Origin of the sequence: Agromyces ramosus (assembly GCF_004216665.1) — a bacterium.
Classification (GTDB): Bacteria; Actinomycetota; Actinomycetes; order Actinomycetales; family Microbacteriaceae; genus Agromyces; species Agromyces ramosus.
On record NZ_SGWY01000003.1, the window covers coordinates 544,648 to 567,156 of the forward strand.

Consider the following 22,509-nt stretch of genomic DNA (forward strand, 5'->3'; position numbering starts at 1 on the left):
TCGCGTGGATGGAGAGACTAACCTCTACCGTCATCGATTCCACTCGCCATCGAGAGTTATGGCACAACTGGGCGACGCGAGCCAGCCGACATGAGCGCCACGAGAGAATTCCGCTTGCGGACCACGAGGTCCTTAAAGCGGTCCGTCGGATCCGCACTCAGGAACCGACCATCAGCAAGACTCGCGCGCTCCGGTCACTACGCGAGAACGGCTATGCGTGCGAGCAGAAGCGTTTCGGGCAACTGTTTGAAGCGTTCGAGGAGGAGCATCGTGGCACAAGAGTGGATTGAACGGCGGGCTCTTCGTGTGCTCCAGGGCGAGATCCCGCTTTACCTCTTCACGCTTGCGGCGGAAGAAGTGGATCAAGTCGCCGACGTGGCCAGGATCTCACGTGATCAGGCCGGCAAGCTCATTGGCTACCAACGGCCGGAGAAGCGCAAACATGTGAAACAGATCCAGGACTACCTGGATAGTGAAGACGTGCTCTTCCCCAACGGGCTCATTCTTGCCCTGCCTAGGGAAGTCCGGTTCAAGTCCAGCCGAGGTCCCGGTGTAAGCGATGGCCTCGCGACGGCGGGCACATTGGAGATTCCTGTCGTCAATGGTGAGGGAGGGCCGCGGCCCGCTTGGATCGTGGACGGCCAGCAGCGCAGTCTCGCTCTCGCCCGGACCCGGAACCGGCGTCTCCCCGTTCCTGTCGCGGGCTTCGTTTCGGATGACCTGGAAGTGCAACGCGAGCAGTTCCTCAGGGTGAACACCGTGCAACCGCTGCCCGTTGGGCTGGTCACTGAATTGCTGCCCGAGATTGCGCGCGTGCCGTCAACGCGAATGTCGACGCGACAACTGCCTTCCGCCCTCGTTGACATGCTCAACTCCGACCCGGACTCCCCCTTCTTTGGGCTAATCCGACGTGCGTCGACGGCAACCGAAGCCCGCCCGAGTGCGATCGTGACTGACACCGGACTGGTCGAGGCGTTGCGCGAGTCTGTTGAGTCTCCATCAGGGGTGTTGTTCCCCTATCGGAACATCGCGGCCGGCACCACAGATACCGAAGGAATCCGACGAACTCTGCTGGTCTATTGGAACGCTGTTCGCGAGACGTTCCCGTCCGCGTGGGGCAAGAACCCGACGGAGTCACGTCTCATGGGTGGCGTCGGCATTCGTGCGATGGGACGCCTGATGGAACGCGTCATGGCGCACGTGGATGTCGACTCTGCGGATGCCGCCGCGCAAGCGCGCCTCGAAGTCGGCCGCATTGCCTCTCAATGCCACTGGACAAGCGGCACCTGGACCGATCTGGGGCTTCCGTGGAATGAGCTGCAGAACACTCCTCGGCACATCAGTGCGCTCTCCAACTTCCTCGCTCGCGCCTATCTTGCAGAGAGAGCGGCCGCGCGTTGAAGTTCTACTTCCCTGACAGCCAGGACCTCGTGAGTCCGACGTATGACTTCGAGCATGATGAATACCTGCCGACGCGCGTTCGGCAGCGTGACGATCGCTACGCTCATGAAGTTCTGGACTCGTCTCCGTACCACGGCTTCCTCGTCAGCAAGGCGATCGTCGATGGCAGCGTGTCAGGCTCTGGGAAGTACACCTCGTCGCAGAGAGCCCGTCTCTACCGCATGGGTGCCAGACGCTTCTTCCGCCTCCCGGATGAGATCGCGACTCTCGGCGACAACGGCGCGTTCAATTACGTGGCCGAGGAGGTGCCGCCGGTTACTGTCGACGACACTCTCGATTTCTACGAAGAGTGCGGGTTCGACGCGGGAGTCAGTGTCGACCACATCATCTTCGGGTACGACGGCACGGCCGGACTGGACAACGCGGACCCCGCGTGGATCCGACGCCGAGAACTAACGCTGGAACTCGCCGCTGACTTCCGTCGACGAGTCGAGGAACGAGGCTCGCGGATCGAACCTGTCGGCGCCGCGCAGGGCTGGAGTCCCGCGAGCTACGCCGACAGCGTCGCGCGACTCCAGGAGTTTGGTTACACCCGCGTTGCGCTCGGAGGCATGGTTCCGCTGAGGACGAAAGACGTGCTCTCATGCCTTCATGAGATCGACAAGGTGCGGCACCCGTCGACCGAGCTGCATTTGCTCGGCCTGACCCGTGTAGATGCGATGGACGAGTTCTCCCAACTCGGCGTGACGAGCTTCGACAGCACCTCGCCCTTTCGGCAAGCGTTCATGGACGACCGGAACAACTTCCACACACCGAATGGTGCTCACGTTGCGTTACGCGTGCCGCAGGTCGATGGCAACCCGACTCTTCGCCGAGCGATCCTCGCAGGCACAGTCTCCCAGCAGGATGCCATCGCAGCGGAACGCCGAGCGCTGCGAGCGCTGCGGGCGCTCGACGGCTCCCGTTTCGGAATCGACGACGCGCTTGATGCACTCGGGCACTACGAAACGGTCATGGGCGCAAAGAAGAGTTACCTCCCGGCGTACGAGCAAACTCTCGTCGCCGCACCGTGGGCCGCCTGCCGGTGCAGCCTGTGCCGTGAGCACGGTATCGAGATCGCAATCTTCCGAGGCACCGAGCGGAACAAGCGCCGCGGCTTCCACAACTTGACAGTTCTCGCCAGCAAGGTATCTGCCCTCACCGACCGGAGTTCTTCGCCCACTTATGTCTAAGCTGCCAATCGTTCTCCCTGCGATCCGGATTCGTCAGGGCAATCAGTTCATCTTCGCGTTCGGCATCGACGGAAAGCGCGTACACGAGTTTGCCGCGGTAAGCCGCGTGCACCGCACCGATCAGACGCTGGCGGGGTATCAGCGACCCGAAGTGCTGTCGCACATTCGCGCGATTCGTCGCTACCTTGAGTCGGATGCGGCGCTGCTCCCCAACGCGATCGTCCTCGCATTCGACGACCGGGTCGAATTCAAGGCGTTAGATGCCGGGGCATCCGCGGCCGCGTACTCAACCGTTGGTCACTTGGTCATTCCGGTCGATCCCGAGTTGGCCGACGATGAAAAGCCCGCATGGCTGGTAGACGGCCAGCAGCGTAGCGCGGCAATTCGCGACGCTGACGTTGATGAGTTTCCCGTGGCAGCTGTCGGTTTCATCGCACGGGATGAAGCCGAACAACGATCGCAGTTCATCCTCGTGAATAACACGAAGCCACTTCCGAAGGGTTTGATTCACGAACTCCTTCCGACGACCTCTGCGGAACTACCCGCCGCGTACGCACGTCGCCGACTCCCTGCAACCGTCTTGAACTTCCTGAACTTCGGAGCCGGTGGAGGCGAAGGCCCATTCACGGGACGGATCAGCACTCCCACAATGGCGAACGGGTTTATCCGCGACAACAGCGTCCTCAAGATGATCGAAAACAGCCTGTACGAGGGAGCGCTCTATCAGTACCGCGATCCCGAGGATGGCACCGGCGATATCCCATCCATCCTCATGCATTTGAACTACTTCTGGGGTGCGGTCGAGCGTGTCTTCCCGAGCGCCTGGCGTCTTCCCCCGACCAAATCGCGCCTCACACACGGCGCAGGAATTCAGTCCCTGGGATACGTTATGGACTCGCTCACCGAAGGAGTGCCCGCCGCGGAACTGCCGGGGCTCGGCATCGAAGAGATCCTCGTTGATCTGCGGGAACACTGCGCCTGGACTGAGGGCACGTGGGACTTCGGGCTAGACCAGACACGCCGCTGGAACGGCATCCAGAACACGCCGAACGACGTGCGCCTGCTGACGAGCCACCTACTGCGCGCGGTGCGCGGCCATGAGGCGTCAGTAGCTACTCGTCGGTGAATCGCAACCCCTTTTCTATTGCACGCATCATCGATCCCGACCCACATCCATCGGCATACGCAATGCGCGCCTCGCGGGCGTGGGCCTGGATGAACCCCGTCGCGGCGTGGGTTGCTCGGCGCGTAGCGAGCACGATCAGTCGAGCTCGCCGCGTTTGGTCCCGTAGGGTGTCATTCCCTACTTTTGCCGACGAAACGGACACGTGCACACCGGGGTATAGGCGTTCGACAGCCGCCTTCGCACGGGCGAGCACCGCCGTCTCCAAGCTGTAGAGGAGTATCGACTCGGGGAACCCGTTCGCCTCCGACTCAGCTTCATTCTCGGTGTCGGTGTCGGTGTCGATGCTCCAGTCCCATTGGAGATCGACATCGCTCGTTGCGAGTTCGCCAAGGACGCGGTCCGCTTCGGTGAGGCGATGTCGCTGAGCGTGCAGCGAATCCAACGCTGTAGAAACAAACGATTGCTGAACGGTTCGGTCCGCGGAAGGAGACGTGACGACCAAGTCAGCGATGTCGATCGCCGCCGGAGCGGTCGCCACTGAGGCCCAGCGACCTCGGAAGTCCTTGTCTGTGAGGTAATCGAGAACGTCGCGATATGCATCGACGTTGGGACCTCCGCGAAGGAAGATTGCCATCAGGGCAGAAATCGCGCCGAGATCGCTGGGGGTCAGGCTGTCGCCGACCAAATGCCGGCGTATCAGCGCCTCGGAGGTACGCCAAGCAGGCTTCGCGTACTCATCGCAGTCGATGATTGCACCAAGCCCCGCGAAGAGACGAGTGGCTGCTGAGTCGGGGAGTTCATCGATGGCAGTGGCGAGTTCCGCATCGACCTCACCTGGCGCAGGCCAAGTGGCCGCGAGATCCACCTCCGGGCTATCTGCGTGATCGCTGTGCAGCGATGCGAGCCAACTGAGCCAAGAATTCACGGCTGGCTTGGTGTCGGTGGCCTCCATCTCAGCCACCGGTTCCGACTCCGGCGATTCCGCCTCAGTGGCCCGGGAGCGCTCCTCGGCCGGTGCGGCGTATGGCGACGGATGGCGGCTCTTTCTCGCGACCTCATCGAGCAGTCCGCGGAGCGCTTTTGGCGCTTCAACTTCATTACCTAGGAGGCCGTCCGCGAGCGAAGCGTCGCCCCGGGCGAGAGCAACTATCGCTGCAGCAGCCCACGCGTCTGCACTGTCTGTCATGACGAGGCTGCCATCGACAAGGAGTGCGATGTCTGCCGGGTACGCGCGCATCCGATCGACCAACTCGGCTGAGTCAGGGCGGTCGCGAGTGCTGGCTCGGTACCAGGCGGCCAGAATTGCCTCACGGACCATTCGTGGAGGTTCGGTAAGAACGACGGTCGGCAGCGCTGCGTCCTGCAGGATCTCGTCGTCCTCGCCCAACTGACCGAGCCGACGGATTCGAAGGAAAGCGATGTTCTCGTGTGAGATCCCGCCTGTTCGCTCGATGTCTTCTAGCAATTCCAAGGATGTCGCGGCCTGGCCCGCCGCCAACGATGTCTCGAAGTCCCGGAGCAACCGTCCGACAGGGCGGACAATCCGAGAGATTCGCGGCGGGCGATGCTCAAGGGTTGAAACGAGCCGGTTGAGGGCGGTGAACATGCCTTGTTGCGCCGACGGGGTCGGCGGACGCAGGACGTAGGTGGTGCTTGCTCCGAAGGCCGCAAGCACCGCAGCATCGATCGGATCGTCCGCCCTGAGCCGCGCGAGGCGCCCATCGAATTCAGCCCAGTTCTGAGCTACCGCTGCGTAAATGAGGGTTCGCATTCGCGCGGCGTGGCTCGGCGTCCAGCAGACGATGTACGCACAGGCCGTCGGCCATCCTGAGTCCTTCCGGGGAAGGACCAGCGGCGCTTCGCCCCGTTCGTCAAGTGCGCCTAGAAATCGCTCGAGGTACGTGGCCGATGGGTGACTACCTTCCCGATTGGGCCATGTGGTGTTCGGAACCGAGAAAAAGGCATCGAGGAAATGGTCGTTCGAAGGCATCGTGCTCATGCAGTCCTCCACCTGACACCGAACTCAAGTCGACTCTTGGCGGCTTCCGTTCGGTCGACTACCAGTTCGATGCTCTCCTCGTGCAGGTTCAGCCCATTCCACGTGAAGTTCATCGATCCCTTCAACAGCCAGTCGTCTCCGCACAGCACTTTCTCGTGAAGATCGGGACTACTGAACACGGACAACCACTGCTTGTCGCAGCGACGCCGAATAGTCTCCAGGAACACATCGTTGTGACGGTCCTCCCGAACGGCGACGTTGACGAGAGTTCCTTGCATGGTGAGGTGGGCGAGCACGTCGCTCAATATAAGGGCGTTGGCGTCGAGGTCCTCGGCGATGGCGGAGAATTCTCCAGTCCGGTTCTCGATCACGGGGATGTCACTCACCCAGCCGGTCACGAGCCACAGTTCCTGACTCGGCGCAACGAGTTCCGACACGAGAACCGCACTGAGGACGTCAGAGATCGCGACGCCGTTCCTGGGTCGGGTTCGGATCGTTCGGTTCAACGTCACTGATGTCCCTCCGCGAGCACGATCGTGGCGACAAAGTGACGTCCTTGCCGGTCCACCCGTCGGACGACCCCGTAGACCCTGAGCGGGCCGGTATCGACCGGGAGTGCCGTCAAAGTCCTCAGAGCCTTCGCAAGTTCCGCACGGTGCTCCACGAGGGATCGAAGACGCACGACTCGGTCGCGCGAAATCACCCGAAGGTAGTCCGAGGTCCACCCATCGGGCATGAGATCGATGAATTCGGATCTGTCCGCCACGACTGCCTCGAGTACACCCCGCTCGCGTAGACGGTTCGGAACGTAGGGTTGCCAATCATTGAGCGCACTGTTCCGCGCGACCGTTCCACGGAGCCAGAGAGTCGCGTACGCTGAATCGGCGTTCATCGGCGCGATCGCTCGGCCGAGTGCGCCACTTGCTGCGTGGTACGCGATCACGCGAGCGTCAATCTCGACCCCAAGATGGGCTTCGGCGCCCACCCATTTCTCGACGAGGAAGGCGGTGATCTGGTCCGTCACCGAGGTCGCCCCGGGTCGGAGCGCACGTGATCCGAGTGTAGACATCAGCAGGTGCGACGGCACACCGTCGTGCTCACGGAGTACACCCCGAATGCCCTCAACGGCAATGTCCAAGTCCGACGACGAGGTCCCTGCTCGATACCGATTGATCGCCGCCGTCAGTGACGAACTCGAGTCCACCAGTTGTCCAACTGCCCAGCGCATCGACGAATCGAGATCGTCGTACTCGCTCCTTTCGCAAATCGCCGACACCAGATCCCAGAACCGTCGCGGATCTGCGGCGTAGTCGCGCTGGAACTCCTCGAGGAGGCCGAGGCCACCGAGTTCAGTTTCGGAAACGATAATCCGATAGACCTCGGCATCGGTGTCGACGATCGTGTCGACGACCAGGTCTGAATCCTGCGCATCAGGTACCCGACGATGAATCGCGGCGAGCACCGCCGAACCGAGGGTGTCCAGCACGGAGCGGGTGAGGAGATCCTCGGTAGCGATGCGGATGTCCGGATCGATGAGCAGTTGAGCATGCTCATCGAGCACGTCGTTCACCAGTGGGATACGGGCGAAGGATTTGAGTTCATCGGCACGCTTCGTGCTGACGTGGGCATGGGGATCAGATGAACGGTAGATCGTCTGGAAATACTCGTCAATGTGCGCGCTCCACGCGCCGCGAAGCGTCGTTTGGAGCGCCATCGTCGGATCCTGATGCGTAAGACCGTTCCGCGCATACGCAACGAGGAAGAGATCCGCAAGCCATTGTCTTGCGAACGCGTTGGCCACATCGGCGAGTCGCTGATCCTCTGCAATGCGGGTCCGGAACGCAAGCGTGCGCCAAGCCGGTCCTCGCGCGAATTCTTGTAGAAGCAGACTGCGCACCGCACGCATACTTCCATTGATCTGGAAGGCGTCCACCTCGAGTTCAAAGCCAAGCGCGGCCGGCGCATCACCGTGGGCGTACCGCGTCATGTGCGACTCGCGAGCGCCGTTCTTCATAACGATCTCGCCATCGGACCCGATCGCCATACGCCGCACCGTTAACGGGTTGCCCGTGGTGTGAAGTGCAAACCCGCATGACTCGACAAACTCCCCCCAGTGTGTCTGATCGGGGAAGTCTGCATCGCTCAGCCCAGTTTCAGGTGCAATGACGGCGGTACGCCACACCGGCATCGCATTCGATGTGTCTTGGACATCGGGGGACGGCGCAGCGAGTCGCAAGCTGAGTGGCCGCACGACCAAGTAATGTTCACCTTCCTCCGTCGTCCACTCCCCCATGTTCTGCCCGGCCGCGACGAAGTCCGTCAGTTGGAGCTCACCGGATCTCCCCGGCGGGGCGATCCAGGTCCGGTGGGAGGCGTGCTGGAATCCGAACCGACGGCTCACGCGCCCCGGTGCTGCTTCGCGCAATCCCGGCAGAATCGGCATAGTGACTTCGTCACTCGTTGACATATTCGACGGAAGTTCGAACCGAATATCAGGACTGTTCAGCGCGTCGAAGAGCGCGCCCGTCATGAATTCAGGGAGCGGCGATCCACCGGGGGACATCGAGTCTCCGTTGGCCAGGCGCCATTCGGACCGAAGGCGCTTCAAGGCGGTGGGAACGACCGACAGAAGCAATGACCTGGGCTCGTCCCAGAGAAGTGCCCCTGCCTCTTCCTCAGTGATCCTGAGAGACCAGGCGAGGAAGGCCTGTAGATGCGACTGCGCCGCAGGGTCGCTCACGATCCGGTCGAGTTCATCTGCGAGCGCGAGGAAGGGCCTCCGTGCCTTGTCGGCACTGCGTGGAGGAGAGAGGAGTTCGCGAACATCACTTCGAAGCCGCCGGTGCAGCAAGTCGACAAGCGAGTGCGTGGCCTGAATCTTCTCGACGAAGCGATTGCGGATAGGCAACGACCGGATCTCGATCTCGGGATCAAGCAGACGCTCGTACGACTGATACATGACCCTGTCGCGCCCGAAGTCAGAGAGCACGACCACGGTGATCGGGCGCATCGTTAGCGAGCGGCCAGCGCGACCTCGCCGCTGGACGAACGATGCCATATCTCGCGGCGCCTTGTGCTGGACAACGAGACCGACCCTCGGGTCGTTGAAACCCACCTCAAGTGACGCCGTTGCGACGATGACATCCGCCGCAGAGTCGACGCCACGGTCCTGGGACGACGTACGAGCTACGGTCAGGCCACCAGGAAGTCGGCCGAGTTGCTCCGCCAGGTTCCACGCCTGCCCGTCACGGTACCGAGCCGCTCCCTGCGGCGCACCTTGAACCCGCAGTTCGGCCAATCGCTTCCTAGCGTTCGGTCGGCCGTTGAAGTAGCCCTCGGCGTCCCGCAGGTCATCAAACAGACGGTTCGTTACATCAAGATCGTCGGTGAAGACAAACGCCGAGGACCCGAACATCCCCGGTTGCCGATCGAGCATTCGTGCTGTCAGCATCACGGTCTGGATCGTTGTGGAGAGCAATGATCCGCCGGATGATGGGTCCCCCCGAAGCACAAGTCCGTACTCGCGCCCGATTGGAACGAGTTCTGTGACCGTGGGAGAAATGACCTGGACATGGGAGCGGTCGACGCCGATGAGCGACGCGAAGTAGTCACCGGCATCGCGAAGTGTGGCGGAGAGCCCCACGAAAACGGGGCTTGGTGAGCCGAACTGCCCGTTTGCGTGTCGCCACCGACGAAGCATGAGCGCGACCTGCGCTCCCTGGACACCGGAGTACGTGTGAGCCTCGTCAAGTAGGACCAGTCGTATGCTGCTCGCGCCGCGCCAACCGAGGAGTTCCCCAAGTTGTGTGGTCGAGTTACGGCTCAACATCTCGGTCGTACTGAACAGGATGTCCGGAGGGTCCCGTCGCATCGAGTCGCGGGTGAGCACGATCTCGCTGCTGTCGATGATTGTTGAGCATAAATTGCACCTTAGGCGCTCCACTGTGCGCTGGCGATCGGCGTCGGACCAAACGAGATCACCGCGGCACCCGTCGGTCGGGCAGGGGAAGTACGGCGCGATCCATCCGTCTCGGCGGGCAGTGTTCCTCCAGCCGTGCTTCGCGTTCGGGCTTGAGAGCGCGTGCGCGTTATAGGGAGTCGCGCCATAGAGCAGCCCGATCCGGATCGGGGGCGACCCTGACGGGAGCGCCGCGTTTGCTCTGCGGCACTGGATCAGGGCCTCTCGAGCCTGGTCGCGCAAGAGTTCGTTCCTTGGATACAGCGCAAGTGTGTGCGGCGTCTTTGCTTCGGGCTGACGGTTGGCCGCGATATCGAGAAGAGCCGGAAGGTAGAACGCGAGCGTCTTGCCGGAGCCCGTGCCAGCCGTGACGATGCGACCACTGGCGCGTTCGGTGCCGATCGCCGAGTAGATGCTCTCCGCAGCATCGACTTGGAACCGAGCGAGCGAGCGTTCCCCGATGATCGCACTGGCAACAGCCCCAAGCTCCGCCCGCCATCCCGGGAGCCGTTCGAGGCGCTCTAGGGTGGCGCTACCGGACTGATCGCGTCTCGGATATTTGCGGGGAATGACACGAAGTCGATAGTCCGCGACCAGCGTCGCTCCCGAACTCCACCACCCGGGGGAGTTCTCGTTCGACGGGGGCCAGAGTTGGCGAAGAGTGCGAAGCAGTCGGAGTTGTTCTGACAGGCGGGTGCGGAACTGCCGTCTGGGTGCGTCGGGCACCTCGAACAGCAACCCGTCCTGGATCAGTCGGTCGACGTACTCATCAACAGTTGGAACCTCCCCGCTCGTCGCGAAGTCGCCTGCGAGTTGTCCCTCGATCGCGTCCCGGACCTCATCCTCGCTGAGAAAACCGTCGACAATTCCCCAGGAGAGTCGGGGCAACTCGAGATCCTCCAGCGCCGACAGCACGTCAGGCGCGCGGGCCCAGCGGTCGCTACTCACACCTGCCGCCGTACGACGAACTGATCGGCAATAGACGGATTCGAGCGCAGGATGTCGAGCTCGTCATCGGTAATGTCGAGCAATGGAACGCCGCCTGTGGAGGTAAATCGCTCAAGCACTCTTAGCACTCTCTCTTCAACTTCGATCTGGCCGAGGTCCGTAAGAGCGCGCTGCAAATGGAGCCGGAAGATCTTGATCTGATCTACGGACGGAGCGGCACGCCCGGCCTTCCGAACGGCCTCGTCGAGTTCGCCAATCACGGCTCCCACGCGCGAGCGATCGTCGGGCGCCAGCGCTGAGACCTTGTGGCGTGGAACCGCATCTAGGGCGGTTCGGGACCAAGCTTCCCACCGTGACTTCGACTCCTCCCGGAGCCTCGCAGACTGTTCGTTTGTCCGTCGGCTGGCCGACTGAATGCGCTGGGTGGTCGGTCGACCGCGGGTAGCCACGAAGTCCCGTAGTTCGGAATGCGCCGTCTGAAGGTCGATCTGTATCAGGCGTGGCGCGTCAAGGCTGTCCAGGACTCTCCTCGTCTTCAACTCTTCTTCCAGGACTGTCAGCGCGGTGCTTAATCCATCAAGCGCCAGCTTCAGCTTCTCGATTTCAGCCTGATCGCCCTCTTTGTCGCGTGCAGCCTTTGCCAATCTTTCGAGACTGTTGGCGCGAGTGAGGAGATCACTCACGATGACCCTCCTCGTCACTCGTCAACAGGATTTCATCCCAGCGACTTATTGCAGCATCGATGTCAGCATCGATATCGAGACCTCCAACGAGGTCTCGCCCTTCTGCATCCCGAAGACCTGCAGCAAGCCATGAGTCTGTGTATCGGAGGTAGTTCGCGATCGCCACTACCTCACCGCCGTCCGCGCGTCCGACTGCGCTCCACAGGTCCATCCCCTGAGAATCGCGCGCACCATCGACCGTGCCTTGGAGTCGCCCGACCGACGCGAAGTCCCGCTCCCGAGCCTCCGCGTTCGTCGTTTCGACCTCCGCGAGATTTGCCTTCACAAAGCCCTGCGTGCTGCCCACCTCTATAGCCGCTTTGATGGCGTCCACCGTCCCGAGATAAGAGACCCCGGCAGGAATCTGCGTGCGAATCTCCTGCAATACGCGGGCCCACTCGGCGATTTGCGGGACGATCTTCTCTTCGAGTTCGCGACGTGACTTGTCTGACCGTTGCGCCCAAGGTGGTAGCAGTTCTGATCGGAGTGAATCGACTCCCGAGAGCGCCGATTTCACAACTTGTCGAACTCGAGGATCGTCGACGGCGTGGACAGCACCAATACCCTGGCTCGCTCCGAGTGCACTGCGGAAGGCGTCGACTGTCGGCTTCCGCTCCGCAAGGTACTTGATCTCGGCTTGAGTCCATTGGCCGATGCGCGAAGCGTCCGAGCGCGAGAGACCATCGCCACTCCAGAGCACGGCAGCGACGTAGTCGTTCAAACGCGGCTTCACGGGAAGTCGTCCTACTAGGGCGGCGCCCGCCAAGAGTGAGGCCGCCGCGGCAACCAGATTGGCTTGATCGAAACTCAGGGCCTCAATCACGCGCGTCGTAATCATTGCCCGATACCTGTCGGTGACAGTGCGGAGGTCGATCAGAGCGTCGGGCGCGATCGACGGGTTCGCCTGGAAATGGAGGAGATTCTTGAACAAGATTCCGTTGGCGGGCGTCTGTTCGAATCGCACGATCGGCGCAACACCCTGGGCCAGATTTTCGCTCGCGCCCTCGATCGAGACGGCTCGCGAAATCTGCGTCCCATCAGGGACTGCTCGCGAAAGATCTTGAGTTCCGGGCGCCTTCATAATCGGATCGATCCATGCAAGATCCGCTACAAGTGCCCTTCGCACAATGTTCCGCACATCCCGCGCGACCGCTTGCGGGAGACTGGCACCCCGAGCCCAACCGTCTACCTCGTCGAGTTGTCGTTGCAGTGCCGGGGCGATCACCTCAGCCTCCGAGGGCGCCGTCGATTCCTTGTCTGGGCTCTCAGGAGATGTTGGGCGCTTCGATTCGAAATTGAGATCAGATTGTGGAAGCGAAAACGCAGAGTAAACACCCGGATGGACCTCGAGCGATACGCCACCCCAGAACTGGAACGCGAGGAGATAGCGTGTGCGCTCAGGTTCGACATAACGCTCGTTGATTTCGCTCAGTTCAGAGAGAGAGAGATCGCTCTGCCTGCGTGACAGTGCCTGCTCGCTGTCGCGAACTCGCTCGGGACGCAGGAAATCTTCGGATGGGAAGAGACCGTCCTCAATAGAACGTGCTTGCTCGGTCAGAACGCCCCGAACCATTCGCGCGAGTACACGCCTGGGATTGAAGACCGACTTGCGGTCGGGATCAGCGGTAATCGCCACGGCGCGGCGAAGAGCTGATTCGTTGTAGGGGTAGAGTCCGAAGCCGTCGTCGGACCTGCCGAAGGTCGCGTGGCATTGCTCGATAAACTCACAACTTTCACACGCATTGGGAATGCTGGGAGCCGCGTCGTCAAGTTTCGCGTTGCCGAGACGCGCAGCGTTGAGATAGCGACCGACGAAATTGATCGCGGTCCTGTTCGTGCCGCTCGAGATATCAGCGAGATCGACATCCACCACGTAGATAGGTGAACTCGCCTCTGCACGGGTACGGAAGGTATCGGGTAGCGCACTGTAGTAGCCACTCGTAACTGCCATCATCGTTCGTACGGGTGCGTATTTTTCCGTGCCGCCAACCGTCCCGACTTCGACGATCGCGTCGAGCAGGTCGCGGCGAATTCCTTGAATCAGTGCGAAGTCCTCAATGAGGAGGACGATCTCCTGTCCTACGAGGTGCTCACGGAGTGCCATGAACGCGTTCTGGACGCTTCCCACCCCGAGGTTCGCCGCCCGCATGACAGCGACATCGAGGTGGTCGTTTAACAACTTGACGGCGGCGACCTGAAGTTGGGGATCAGAACTGATCCGCCGGAATGCCGCGCGTGCCAATTCACTCGCCTCGGCGATATTCTTCACGTTCGCAATTGCGAGGGGGAGATCGTCAACCGTGAACATGGGCGGAACATCCTCTTCATCCAGGCCCCGACCCCGGAGAGCGTGTTCGGCTCGCTTTGGAATGAAGGAATCCGGTTCAAGCAGGTACTGGCGGAAAAGCGGATCGTGCAAGAGAACGTAGAGTCCCCGATCTCCGACGAGCGCCTTTGCCAGAAAGTCTCGAGGCTCAACCTCAGCCTCGCGCACCGACTCCGCCAGTTCATCAAGGATCTTCCGCTCGAGGGTGGCCTTCGAAACGGCCTCGCTCAAGCCGTCTAGTTTTGACCGCACCTCTTCGAATTGCGGCCCCGGCAGGTCGCGGAGCAGTCGCTCGATGACGTCTCGCAGGCTTGTCTGCGCCTTCGGGAGATAAATGACATGCCTGCCGTGAGACTCCTTGAGTGCGGCATACACCCAGCGCACCAGATGGGATTTCCCAGATCCTGATTCCCCGATGACGGGTGCGACTCGCACGCCCTCTTTCACGGGCCCGTGCAGGAACTCGTCGATGAACACCTCTTCGGTGATCACCTGGCCTGTTTCACCATCACCGCGTCGCCGGACGCGCAGTGGGGTGTGTGTTGCGAGAAGGACGGCGTCCGACGGGCTCGCAGCCTCGGTGGCAATTGTGGCGGTCACCACTTCCGGCGACCAGCAGGTGAAGTTCGTCAGTGTTGTCACGACGCCGCCCCCAGGACAGTGACATGCGAGAAATAGTCCTCGCCCTTTGCACCAGCGCCGGCCGGGAATCGAATCACGGACTGTGCATCTGCTGTCCGCTCGAGTCGAATATGACCACGTGCGGCGAGAGACCGGAGGGCGAATGCGGTCGATGGAAGCACCGTCGCTACCCCGTCGTGTTCGGTGCTGTACAAGATTGGGAGTTCAGATCTGAGATGCTGTAGCAGGGAGCCGAGTTCCAGAACGCCACCAGGCAAGGGCCCTCCGAAAGGGTAGAAGATGGCGTCGTACACCGCCGCCGTTGGATCGACACTTCGCTCGCGGGCATCCAATGGCCAATCCCTTGCGAACCCGAGAAATGTCGCCCAGTAAGTGAATGAGTTCCAGCGCGTATCGTTCACAAACACACCGTTGCCCGTAGGAAATTCGAGCGTCTTGATGGGCGACTGTTCGACCAGCCATTGGAGAGCCCGGACTAAGTCATCGGGCGAATTGGACTCATTGCCGCTCACGAGCGTGCGACGGCGCAGTTCCCTCGTGAAGGTTCCGAGATCAAGGTTGCCAATTGATCGGTACGCATTGCCATCATCGGTCACCAGCATCTCAAACGTGACAAGCGCGTCAATCGCGCGCGAAACATGCGCTGGCTCCTTGAGTTTCTCCCCCAGCATCGAGGACGGGCAAACAGCGTCGATCAACTCGGCTCGGTTGAGATCGGGCGTGTCCGCAAGTGCACGAAACACTAGCCACATAGTGCTCGGCAAGTACGGTACCGGACTGATGTTCAGTAGTTCCACTACAACTCCCTCAACAATGCGGCTGCGCCGACGACCGCGTCATTCGTGTCGCGCAGCATCCATCCGGAACGGTTCGGATCTCGGAGGTCCTCGGGGCCAATTAGGTAAGTCGGGAGGCCGAGAGCGGCCCTGCCGAGCGCGGCCGCACAGTCACCGTCGTTCGCCATGAAGACGACGCTAGCGCGGTAATAATCTGCAAGCCCCGAAGGATCGGACGTATCGCCACGAATTATAGGCACGGTCGGTACCTGCTGCTGGAGCCGATTCCCGAGTATCTCGGAGATGCCAAAGAAGACGCTTACACCCATGCTGGCGACACGCCTCAGCAGGTTGAACCCGTCCTCCCCCTCCGCAAGTGTGATGAAGAGCAACGCCGAGTCGGGAGCGCGCCACGCGCTCAATGGATCCGTCTGCCGCTCAGGGTCCGGGAGTCGCGGCGCGGAAAAGTCGTCGTCATCCACACCTGTGGCGCGATCTGGGTTGGCGCGGCACCAGGGGCAGCCGCGACAGTTCGACCGCGTGAGATGACGTCCACCCTTTACCTGCACGCCATAGTGACGCGCGAGGAGGGTACCGACGCACTCGTGACCCTGGATGAGTGCGTTGACCGCACGAAGGGAACGTTCCGACTCACGATGCGCACGCGCCTTTTCGTCGCTCAGCGCCTCGACCCAGTTCTCCCGAGACATCAGTGCACCATCTATCAGCTCGAAATCAACGAGATCGGGCGCATCGTCGAAGAATTGTTCCTGGATTAGGGCCCTCTGCTCCGGCGTCCCGTCCTTAGGAGGGACCCAGGTCGGCGCGCGCAGCGAAATCACGCCGGCTTGCGCCATTAGGGTCAGCGTGCGGATGTTCCACGCTGCACTTTGTCCAAAGCCGCGATCCATATATGTCGGCAAGGAACTCTTCCGAACGCGATACCGCACGCCTGGTACTCCCTGCACACGCTCCGCGCTGCGCAGGAGCGCACGCCAGCGGTTCCACCCCTTCTCTTCGCCGATGAAGGTCGCGCCAGCCAGCCGACGCGCGACCTTCACATCACCGGGGCCGGCGTACAACACCGCGGTCGTCGCACGGCCATCGCGCCCCGCCCGCCCGACTTCCTGGTAATACCGGTCGACCGATTCCGGAATGCAGGCGTGGACGATACTTCGGACATCCGACACGTCGATGCCAAGACCGAACGCAGAGGTTCCGACCATGATGTCAAAGTCGGTTCTAGCGTCAGTCCCGTTCGTTGTGAGCCCGCGCCACCGCTCCACCGCAGTTTGTCGATCGTTGTCGCTGGACCTGCCCGTAACGATACCGACCCGCCGCAAGCCGTTATCTGCGAGACGCGACACCCATGCCTCCGCATCCGCCACAGTCGTCGTGTAGACAATTGTTGGACGCGGAAGCATCGATGCCGCATTCAGCACTGCGTTCACACGATCGTCCTCACTTCCGAATGCGTGGGCGAAGTACGCCGGCTCCGTGCGCAAGGTGGAACCCCAAACGAGGTCGACCAAGGTGTCGTCACGACCGAACAGCGTCGTCAACAGATCGAATTGGCGTTGCGCGATCGTGGCACTCATCAGTAAGACTGAGGGCTTTCGCTCAGCCGGTGCCCTGTCATATGCCTCGCGAACCAGCGCTGGAATCATTTGGAACTCAGGCCGGAAGTCGTTCCCCCATTGATCGACGAGATGCGCCTCGTCGACCACGACTTGCTGAAGGAGACCCGCCGTGGCCGCGTCGATGACGGACGAACTCAATCCGGAGACGAATGCTTCGGGGCTCGTATAAAGAATCCGCTGACTACCCGCCCTGACCGCCTCCCGGATGGTTCGCTTGATATCTGGGTCGAGACTACCGATGTATGCATAGCGATCGACCGGACTCAATGAGAGCCGACTCGCGCTCGCCCGCATCCTCGTCCTGCGCTCCATATCGAGAGCGAGCACAATCGTGGGGACGATGACCACCGTCACGCCAACGCTCGATAGGAGTGGCTTCGACCATGCGACGGCAGTCTTGCCCTGACCAGTCGCGAGCGAGACCAAGAGCGGCACGCCGTCGTTGGTAACGGCGGCTCGTGCCGCTTGCTGCTGCGCGGCCCCGCGGTACGTTGTATACCCATGCGCGGCTGCCCAGAAAGGGTCGGCGACTGACGTCGACTGCTTCTGCATCACCTGACCGCGGTAAACGCTAGCCAATTGACTCGCTGCACGGAGTTGAGCGTCGGGATCCTCCCCGATCGACGGGAGCCACGGTTCAGCGGTAACGCGGTACCGTCCGACCCCCACCATCACGGCCGTGCAATTCAAGGCAGCCCATTGATCCACGGTCGGCCAGGGGTGCTCGGTGGGCACGACCAACTGAGGCCTGCCACCGAACAGGAGGTGATCAGTGAGAAGGACCTGCCTAACGAGACCAGCCACGTCCCTCCAGCCAGTGGGATCGTGGACCGACTGGAAGTTTTCGAGCGCGTGGATCAAACGCCTGCAGGGGTCGCCCACGGACCCGCTGAACCCACTCTTGTCAGGCCAGTTTGCGATCGCCTCTTGAGCCTCAGCAACATCAGAGTTATGCAAACGACTGCCAATCTTCCGCTGAGCGCACGAGACACGTCACGGAAAGTTCGCGCACGCTTGGCGACTCCACACCCTGCTGAACCGCCCGTCCGAGTTCCACGTCAAATCCGAAGGCAGCAGCGTCCGCGACCATTCCTGTCGCTGCAGACCGAGCGCGACTTCGCGCCAGCAGGACGTCGGTCTCACTTGCAACCTTTGCGGCAGCCGCCGCAGTGACCTCGGCCAGCGAAGTCGCATTGAGCAGCGATTTCGTCGCCGCTGCCAGGGCATTAGGCGCGATGTGGGCGAGGTTGCCATGCCCCAGCACCCCATGCAACGCGGAGATCCGATCCGGATTAAGGTTCGAATCCCATTTCTGATCGAACGGCGCATTCAGCACCTTCAACGTGTGCTCGTCATCCACCGACCGCATGGTGTTGGTCGATACCCAGACCCGGCGCTCGAATGGCGCGAGTGCCCAGTCGCAGCGCCTGAGGGCTATCGGGAACTGATCGTGGGCTCCACCCAACAACTTCAAGATGGGCGCGGTGTCTGCCTCGACCAGAAAGTCGAAACCGAAGTAGACCAGCGCGTCCTCGTTCCACGATGGATCCACCCTCCATAACGCGCTTGCCTGACCACGGTCATCGAGTTGGAGAACTCGCTCGATGCCGTCCACGAATGGGTTGCCGCGCCGGAAGAGGCGGCGGCCGGGCTTGACATGCCAGCGATCGAAGTTCCCAATCCTGGAGTTCTGCTCGACCTTGAGAAGGCTCGCAAGTCGCGGACTGAGCAATGGGTCTACCCGCTCGTCGGGGGCGAACCTGATACTGCCATCCCACGGTCGCTCTTCGAAACGAAAACCTTCAGCGCCAGAAATCAGCGCACGGAATCGGCGATCGATTTCCGTGTGGCGGTCGTCGTATCTGGCGATCCGCTCAGCGAGCGCAGACTCCTGACTCACAAAATCCCAACTCGACTCGAGTGCGTCAAGTTCGTTGATCCGCGTTGTCTCGGCGGCGATTGCTTCACGCGTAGGGTCCGCGCGTGCCGCGAACGCCTCCACACCCTCCTCGACCAGCGTGGTCCACGCGGCGGTGGTCAATTGATCGATCGCATCGTGCTCCGCGGAAATCGATCGCTCGAATACGCCGAAACCACGACCAAGGAGTTGGGCCCAGGTCGCGAGCACCCCTTCCGGATTCGTGTCGCTGAAAACCACAGCCCGAGCAGTAAGCGCGCGGCCATATCGATCGACTCGACCAATCCTTTGCTCGAGTTGATTCGGATTCGACGGAAGCCTGGCATGGACCACAAGGTTCGCGTCCTGCAGGTTCCGCCCGACATCACCAGACTCATCGACCACAAGCACGCCGCCGCTGCCCCGCCATCTTGCAACGGCGTCTTCTCGCTCAGCGTCAGTCTGCGCGACGAGGTGCCCGAACGTGGATCGCCGCCCGCGGATGGATTCCTGAAGACTGGCGACGAGCGCATGGGCCAATGACCCGCGTCCGCAAAATACGACGACCTTCTCGGAAGGCGCGGCGACGGCGAGGATGCCGTCCGTGAGCTTCGCGAGAGCATCCCTGGGTCGGCGCTCAAGCTCGCCATTCAGCGCAGGCTCGAAGGGCAGCAATGGGGCAGAGTCGAGAAGCTCCAAGTCCTCGAATGCCAGCGTCGCCGGCGGTCGACCAGCCTTGATGCGGAATCGGAGAATGTCCGCGAGATCGTCACTCGTGCCACCTACACGTGAAACGAGGAGTCCCGCGATACGCGCGTAGGGTCCGGAATCGAGACCGCGATCCAGTATTTGAGCGCTGCAACCCGAGATCCACCGTTCCACCACATCCGCCGCGCCATCGAGTTCATGAGCGTCGATCTGCACCAGTTTCGGCATGCTTCGGCCGGTGAGCGCGAATGGGGCCATGATCCCCTCGTCGTCGAGCCGTTCATGCTGAATATTGTGCCGGCGATTGCGAATCACCCGCTGGTGGAGTCGGTAGGTCTCCGATACGTGCGCCCGAACAGTGGCCACGCTGCGGTTCAACGCTTCCTGCGATGCAGGCTCATCGGCAGCGAATGTTGCCATTACCGCCTCAGCCAGGTCGCGGAGGAGTTCGTCCGCTGGCAACTGTGCCATCAAGCGCCCCAGTTGATACTCCAACAGACCCGGATTCTCTGGGTCCGGTTCCTCGTCCAGGGCGTATATCGCCATGGCGATTTCACGCCGGCCCTCTAGGAGACGTTCAAAATCCTCACGCCGATCCCACGCGAACAGCTTGCCATCCAGAAGATGCAGGAGCGCAAGGTGAGTAGTGCTGGCATGAGTGAAGGGAGTGGCGGACAGCAGGAGCAGTCGACGCGCAGAGTGTGCGACAGTGGCGAGCTGTTTATATGTAGGCTCGTCCGGGCTCTCCACCTTCGCGAGGAGATGAGCTTCATCCACCACAAGAAGGTCGACGCTGCCGAAATCGCGCCACGAAAGTGAGTCACTGTGGCCGACGACCTTCACCTTGCGCCCGAAATCCCCGACGTAGAACTTGTCGCGCAGTTCAATTCGCCACTGCTCGACCAGTGCGTCCGGGCAGACGATACCAACTTTGCGCCGCGGATCATCGATCAGTGTCTGTCGGATAACAAACCCCGCCTCGATGGTCTTGCCCATGCCGACTTCGTCTGCGAGCAGGTATCTCTGCACAGGATCGCGGAGGACGCGGAACGCGGCCGAAACCTGGTGGGAGTGCATCTGAACCCCTGCGGACGCGATGCCGGTTGCTGACGCACTTGAAGCTCGATCCTCGAGTAGCAGCGCACGCACTGGAAGCCGGGCATCCCGGAATCGAGGGGATTCGTTCCCGCCCGCTACCAGGATCGCATGCGGATCGCGAGGGGGTTTATCCCATCGCACCCGAATCCGCTGTCCCGAAATACATACGTCCCGGCTCGTGTTGGGGAATCTCACCCAGTACAGTGCCCGCCCGTCCCCTTGAATACCACCCTCCGAGATGCGCCCTGCATGCCAAACTCCGTCGTCGTCGATGGCGAACACTCGGGTTTCACACTCGAGAACCACGAGCGACAACTGCGACGTTGCCACATCCACCGCACCGACCGCCGGCTCAGCGACTGACTCGAAGAATTCGACGGATGCGAAGCCGCCGTCCAGGCGCGCAACTCTGCCTATCCCGGGCGCCGCATCGAACAGCACATGGTCACCGACCGAAAGCGACTCGTCTTTCAAGACCACCCTTTCGGCTCATTCCAACGCTGGCCCAGAACGTACGTTACAGAAGGGAGAGCGTTTGGCGTCGCGACAGTGCCCCCCACGCCCCCGTAATGGGGGGTCACCAACACGATTGACAGATCGGGCCGCCAAGTACTGCAGGCGGAACTCGGTGAGATCTTCAAGCGGGAAATGCAAACGGCCCACTTGTAACTCAGCCTCTTGGCGTCTTTCCGACTGCCCGAACCTTCTGCCCCGCTGTGCGACGATCCGAGCGCGCCAGGTGCAGGGCTTCACCCGCGAGCGACGCGACACGCTGGCCATCCAACCAACTGCTTTCCTTGATCCTGGTCCGTCACGGAGCTGATCGCCGCGGAACTGCCGAGCGAGTGGCCGAGATCGCTCCTCAAGCGCTCGGACTCGGCCAGCCGCGTCAGGGCCGCGACGCCGATGTAGCCCGGGTGGCCGGCGATGGCATCACGGGCGACATCGAGCTGCCGGTCTGCGTCCCTGATCGCGTGATGCACGTGGTCTACGAGCGGAATCAGGTCCGTCGCGCGCTCGCGGGCAGTGGCGATCGCGGCATCCAACGCCGCGCGCGCCTCGCGCAGTCGGCTCAGGTGGGCGAACGGGTCGGTGTTGACGCCGGCCGACGGGAGGGCGGCGAGGGCGGCCTGCAGCTCGCCGATCGTATCTGCGACGCGGCGAGAGCGGGGCTCTTCGAGCGCGGCGGCGAAGTCACGACGGGACTGCTTGACCAGCGCGGCCAGCGTGGACTCCGCTAGCAACGCATCGACCTCGATGGTCTACACCGTATCGAGGAGGCCGATGCTCGGCGCACCGATTCGACGGATGCCTCGAGCGCGACACTCGCTTGCTCGCGGTGTCCAGCCATACGGCGGCGCTCGGCCACGCCGGCGCTGTGCTCGGCGAATCCGAGCAGCTGATCGGCCTCGGCGACGTTGCCGTCCACGTCGGCGAGCGCCGCTCGTGCATAGCGGGCGGCGAGGTGGTCGATGGTCGCGCGGGCGTGCGGGATACGGCAGCGAAGCGCCGCGGCATCCGCTCGCACAGCAGCGATGGCCTCGGGCGCACGCCGCGCCCGCCGCATGCGCTCGGCGAGCTCCGAGGTCTGCTCATCGAGCTCGTCCTCAATCAGCTCGCACAGCTCCGCGACGCGCAGGTAGCGGGCCCGCACCTCGTCGGCACTGCCGGGGATCGCATCGTGATTGAGCCGGTTCATGCGAAACGCGTCACTCAGATGTCTGCGGGCGGCGGCGAGCGCCTCGCTTAGTTACCCGGTCGCGGCATCCCCGCAACTCCGCCTCGGCGAAGCCGAGCTCGTCGGTGGCGGCGCGGATACGCTCGTCGGCGGGCGACCAACACCCGTCCAGCCCGCTTCGCCAGTTCGGCGTCGTGGACTTCGAGCTGCTGCGCAGGGCGACTGCGCCCGACGCGGAACGCGACCATGGTCCATCCAGATAGCTCCGACGGCCATGCTCGACGCCGCCGCCAACAGGGCGCCCCAGTTGTTGATCTCGGGGACCATCTCCGCCGGTACAAGACGCCGCGTTGTGGGA

13 protein-coding genes are annotated in these 22,509 nt (G+C 62.2%); 4 read left to right on the forward strand and 9 right to left on the reverse strand.

The window, feature by feature from the left end:
• Positions 1-270 precede the first annotated feature (270 nt).
• The 3 genes from dbpB (EV187_RS14505) to dbpB (EV187_RS14515) are packed head-to-tail and all read left to right on the forward strand — an operon-like array spanning position 271 to position 3,759.
• On the forward strand, positions 271-1,401 hold the full coding sequence (gene dbpB / locus EV187_RS14505; protein WP_203230632.1) for a DGQHR domain-containing protein DpdB: 1,131 nt from the start codon (positions 271-273) through the stop codon (positions 1,399-1,401).
• The gene (gene dpdA / locus EV187_RS14510) at positions 1,398-2,633 is read left to right on the forward strand and encodes a tRNA-guanine transglycosylase DpdA (protein WP_130353754.1); all 1,236 of its coding nucleotides are present in this window, start codon (positions 1,398-1,400) and stop codon (positions 2,631-2,633) included. Before dbpB (EV187_RS14505) ends, dpdA begins: the two co-directional genes overlap by 4 nt.
• The gene (gene dbpB, locus EV187_RS14515) at positions 2,626-3,759 is read left to right on the forward strand and encodes a DGQHR domain-containing protein DpdB (RefSeq protein WP_130353755.1); all 1,134 of its coding nucleotides are present in this window, start codon (positions 2,626-2,628) and stop codon (positions 3,757-3,759) included. Before dpdA ends, dbpB (EV187_RS14515) begins: the two co-directional genes overlap by 8 nt.
• On the opposite strand, the gene EV187_RS14520 is transcribed toward dbpB (EV187_RS14515), so the two are convergent.
• The 9 genes from EV187_RS14520 to EV187_RS14560 all read right to left on the reverse strand — a co-directional run bounded on the left by EV187_RS14520 (position 3,746) and on the right by EV187_RS14560 (position 21,717).
• Positions 3,746-5,758, reverse strand: coding sequence for a hypothetical protein (locus tag EV187_RS14520; RefSeq protein ID WP_130353756.1), 2,013 nt, complete (start codon positions 5,756-5,758; stop codon positions 3,746-3,748). The genes dbpB (EV187_RS14515) and EV187_RS14520 overlap by 14 nt on opposite strands.
• Positions 5,755-6,270 (reverse strand): phospholipase D-like domain-containing protein DpdK, encoded by a 516-nt coding sequence (gene dpdK / locus EV187_RS14525; protein ID WP_130353757.1) that lies wholly within the window; start codon positions 6,268-6,270, stop codon positions 5,755-5,757. The genes EV187_RS14520 and dpdK overlap by 4 nt, the downstream gene beginning before the upstream one ends.
• A complete protein-coding gene (dpdJ, locus tag EV187_RS14530) occupies positions 6,267-10,664 on the reverse strand; it encodes a protein DpdJ (RefSeq protein ID WP_130353758.1) in 4,398 nt (1,465 codons plus the stop codon). The genes dpdK and dpdJ overlap by 4 nt, the downstream gene beginning before the upstream one ends.
• The gene (locus EV187_RS14535) at positions 10,661-11,347 is read right to left on the reverse strand and encodes a hypothetical protein (protein ID WP_130353759.1); all 687 of its coding nucleotides are present in this window, start codon (positions 11,345-11,347) and stop codon (positions 10,661-10,663) included. The genes dpdJ and EV187_RS14535 overlap by 4 nt, the downstream gene beginning before the upstream one ends.
• On the reverse strand, positions 11,340-14,354 hold the full coding sequence (gene dpdH / locus EV187_RS14540) for a protein DpdH (protein ID WP_130353760.1): 3,015 nt from the start codon (positions 14,352-14,354) through the stop codon (positions 11,340-11,342). Before dpdH ends, EV187_RS14535 begins: the two co-directional genes overlap by 8 nt.
• Positions 14,351-15,151 carry a hypothetical protein gene (locus EV187_RS14545; RefSeq protein WP_130353761.1) on the reverse strand — a complete coding sequence of 267 codons (801 nt, stop codon included), beginning with the start codon at positions 15,149-15,151 and terminating at the stop codon, positions 14,351-14,353. Before EV187_RS14545 ends, dpdH begins: the two co-directional genes overlap by 4 nt.
• Positions 15,151-17,727: a protein DpdF gene (gene dpdF / locus EV187_RS14550; protein WP_278039839.1), complete on the reverse strand. Its 2,577-nt coding sequence runs from the start codon at positions 17,725-17,727 to the stop codon at positions 15,151-15,153. The genes EV187_RS14545 and dpdF overlap by 1 nt, the downstream gene beginning before the upstream one ends.
• Positions 17,720-20,953 carry a protein DpdE gene (gene dpdE / locus EV187_RS14555; protein WP_207221851.1) on the reverse strand — a complete coding sequence of 1,078 codons (3,234 nt, stop codon included), beginning with the start codon at positions 20,951-20,953 and terminating at the stop codon, positions 17,720-17,722. Before dpdE ends, dpdF begins: the two co-directional genes overlap by 8 nt.
• Positions 20,954-21,222: 269 nt before the next feature.
• The gene (locus EV187_RS14560; RefSeq protein ID WP_130353763.1) at positions 21,223-21,717 is read right to left on the reverse strand and encodes a hypothetical protein; all 495 of its coding nucleotides are present in this window, start codon (positions 21,715-21,717) and stop codon (positions 21,223-21,225) included.
• An 86-nt stretch (positions 21,718-21,803) separates the two neighbouring features.
• Here EV187_RS14560 and EV187_RS14565 point away from each other — a divergent pair, with 86 nt between their 5' ends.
• Positions 21,804-22,223, forward strand: a complete 420-nt coding sequence (locus EV187_RS14565; RefSeq protein ID WP_165391213.1) for a hypothetical protein — start codon at positions 21,804-21,806, stop codon at positions 22,221-22,223.
• The last annotated feature ends 286 nt before the right edge of the window (positions 22,224-22,509 follow it).